The following is a 1,754-nucleotide window of genomic DNA, read 5'->3' as shown; positions in this document are numbered from 1 at the left end:
CCTACAAAGAATTATTAAAAATGAAAAATAAGGAGTTGCATAATAATGAAGCTATCTCCGGTTACCTCAAAAAATATAGTTGCTGTTGGTTATAATCCTTTTTCTATGATTTTGCGAATCCAATTAAAGCATGGTATGTATGATTTCTTTAATGTACCAGAAAGCATTTATACAGGCCTATTACATGCACAATCTAAAAGTTATTATCATAATACTTACATTAAAAATTCTTTCCGCCACACAAAAATTTAAACTTAACACCCACTAAAAAAGAAAGGAGGTTAATCCTCCTTTCTTTTAAAAACATTTGGCAGATGAATTATCTTCGATTTCTCTTATTAATTTCATCATATGCTTGAATTTGTTTTTTCAAACGCCGATCAGCTTTTTTATCATGCACTACAAGAATTGCGTGTATAACTCCTGGAACCCAAAATATTAATGTTAATATGAAATTTATGATTGCCTGAATTGGTTTTCCACAAAATAATACAGCAACAGGTGGAAGAAAAATTGCTAATAAATACATCATCCCTTGAAAACTCCTTATTTTGTATTTTATATATCACTTTTCAAAATATACGCAAAAAAACCTACTACCATTTTAATCTTAACCTGCCTCTAAAATCAATGTATCTCCTTCTATTTATATAAGTATTTCAGACTTTTCATTGTTTTCTAACCTATTTTCTTCCTCTATTGCAGTTATTCCAATTGCGGAAATTAACGTTCCTATCGCTTGTATCCAAATACCAATGAGTGCAATGATTCTCTCATCCTTCTTATCAAAAATACTATCTTTATTTTCTTTCTCATCTTTCAATACATTTAAAACACCTTGATACGCTTGTAATCCAGCTCCTAAACTTTGCGTGGAGTTACCCAGTATAATAATTTTCTGTAATACATTTATATCCACCAAAGCTGCTTCTACTCCTAAAAAAGCACCAATCGATTGTAAACTGTTCCCTGTAATGATAAGATAATCATTTTCTTTCAATTGTTCATTTATATTAAAATATATTCCTATTACATTTGATATATTTCCTAATGCTAATAACTCAATTCCTATTTGATCAAGTAATTTACTTTGATTCTCTCTTTTTTCTTCCCCATAATCATAATTACTCGCAATGATTTGTAATATATACCCGAGGGCTTGTAATGAGCTTCCTACAATAACAAGTTCCGATTCAACTTTCTCTTCTCCAATAAATCCTCTTGTCGTTCCAATAGCAGCTGTAAGATTCCCCCCTACTTGAAACCATGCCCCTGTCACTTTTAAACTGCTTGGATTCATTTTTATCACCTATTCAAATATTTTCTAAAGCTTTCAAAACAAACAAATCTCACCCTTAATCTTTTATTTTATTTTTCAGATGTAATTTTGTGAATGATATAATGTGCTACTAATATAAAAAGCACCTTAAAGGTGCTTTTTATACGCATGCTGGGCATGTCAATGAATCTCCATTTTTATCTATTGTTATATTCAATATATATTCAATCGCTTTATGTGACCAAGTTTCAGGTGTAGGCGATTCATTTATATATTGTGGCGCACATGACTTCAGCATTGGAGTACTAATACTCCCTCCAGGATCTAAAGCAACTACAGCCATGCCATGGGGTAATTCCAGGGCCATAGATTTAGTGATACCTTCAATTGCAAATTTCGAGGCACAATATGGCGCAAGCTCAGCTTCACCTTCTCTCCCCCAACTAGAACTCATATTAATGATAATTCCTTCTTT

At 31.8% G+C, this 1,754-nt stretch carries 4 protein-coding genes; 1 reads left to right on the top strand and 3 read right to left on the bottom strand.

Annotated elements, in window-relative coordinates:
- Nucleotides 1-45 precede the first annotated feature (45 nt).
- A complete protein-coding gene (locus tag ACQGS6_RS27880) occupies nt 46-252 on the top strand; it encodes a KTSC domain-containing protein (protein ID WP_000777843.1) in 207 nt (68 codons plus the stop codon).
- Nucleotides 253-319: 67 nt separating this feature from the next.
- On the opposite strand, the gene ACQGS6_RS27875 is transcribed toward ACQGS6_RS27880, so the two are convergent.
- The 3 genes from ACQGS6_RS27875 to ACQGS6_RS27865 all read right to left on the bottom strand — a co-directional run.
- Nucleotides 320-532: a YqaE/Pmp3 family membrane protein gene (locus ACQGS6_RS27875; RefSeq protein ID WP_000990219.1), complete on the bottom strand. Its 213-nt coding sequence runs from the start codon at nt 530-532 to the stop codon at nt 320-322.
- Nucleotides 533-646: 114 nt separating this feature from the next.
- Complete coding sequence (locus tag ACQGS6_RS27870) at nt 647-1,300, bottom strand: DUF6944 family repetitive protein (RefSeq protein ID WP_001070046.1); 654 nt, start codon at nt 1,298-1,300, stop codon at nt 647-649.
- A 139-nt stretch (nt 1,301-1,439) separates the two neighbouring features.
- Nucleotides 1,440-1,754: SDR family NAD(P)-dependent oxidoreductase (locus ACQGS6_RS27865; RefSeq protein ID WP_426965987.1), on the bottom strand; the 315-nt coding region annotated here is incomplete at its 5' end.

Source organism: Bacillus sp. GMs2/2 (assembly GCF_050172095.1).
Classification (GTDB): domain Bacteria; phylum Bacillota; class Bacilli; order Bacillales; family Bacillaceae_G; genus Bacillus_A; species Bacillus_A cereus.
Note: the sequence above shows the minus strand (reverse complement) of the source record. Positions and strands in the feature narration are given on the sequence as shown.

What these genes read in the sequence shown, in the direction of transcription:
- ACQGS6_RS27880 (WP_000777843.1), top strand. Translation starts at nt 46, where the DNA reads ATGAAGCTATCTCCGGTTACCTCAAAAAATATAGTTGCTGTTGGTTAT.
- ACQGS6_RS27870 (WP_001070046.1), bottom strand. Translation starts at nt 1,300, where the DNA reads ATGAATCCAAGCAGTTTAAAAGTGACAGGGGCATGGTTTCAAGTAGGG.
- ACQGS6_RS27875 (WP_000990219.1), bottom strand. Translation starts at nt 532, where the DNA reads ATGATGTATTTATTAGCAATTTTTCTTCCACCTGTTGCTGTATTATTT.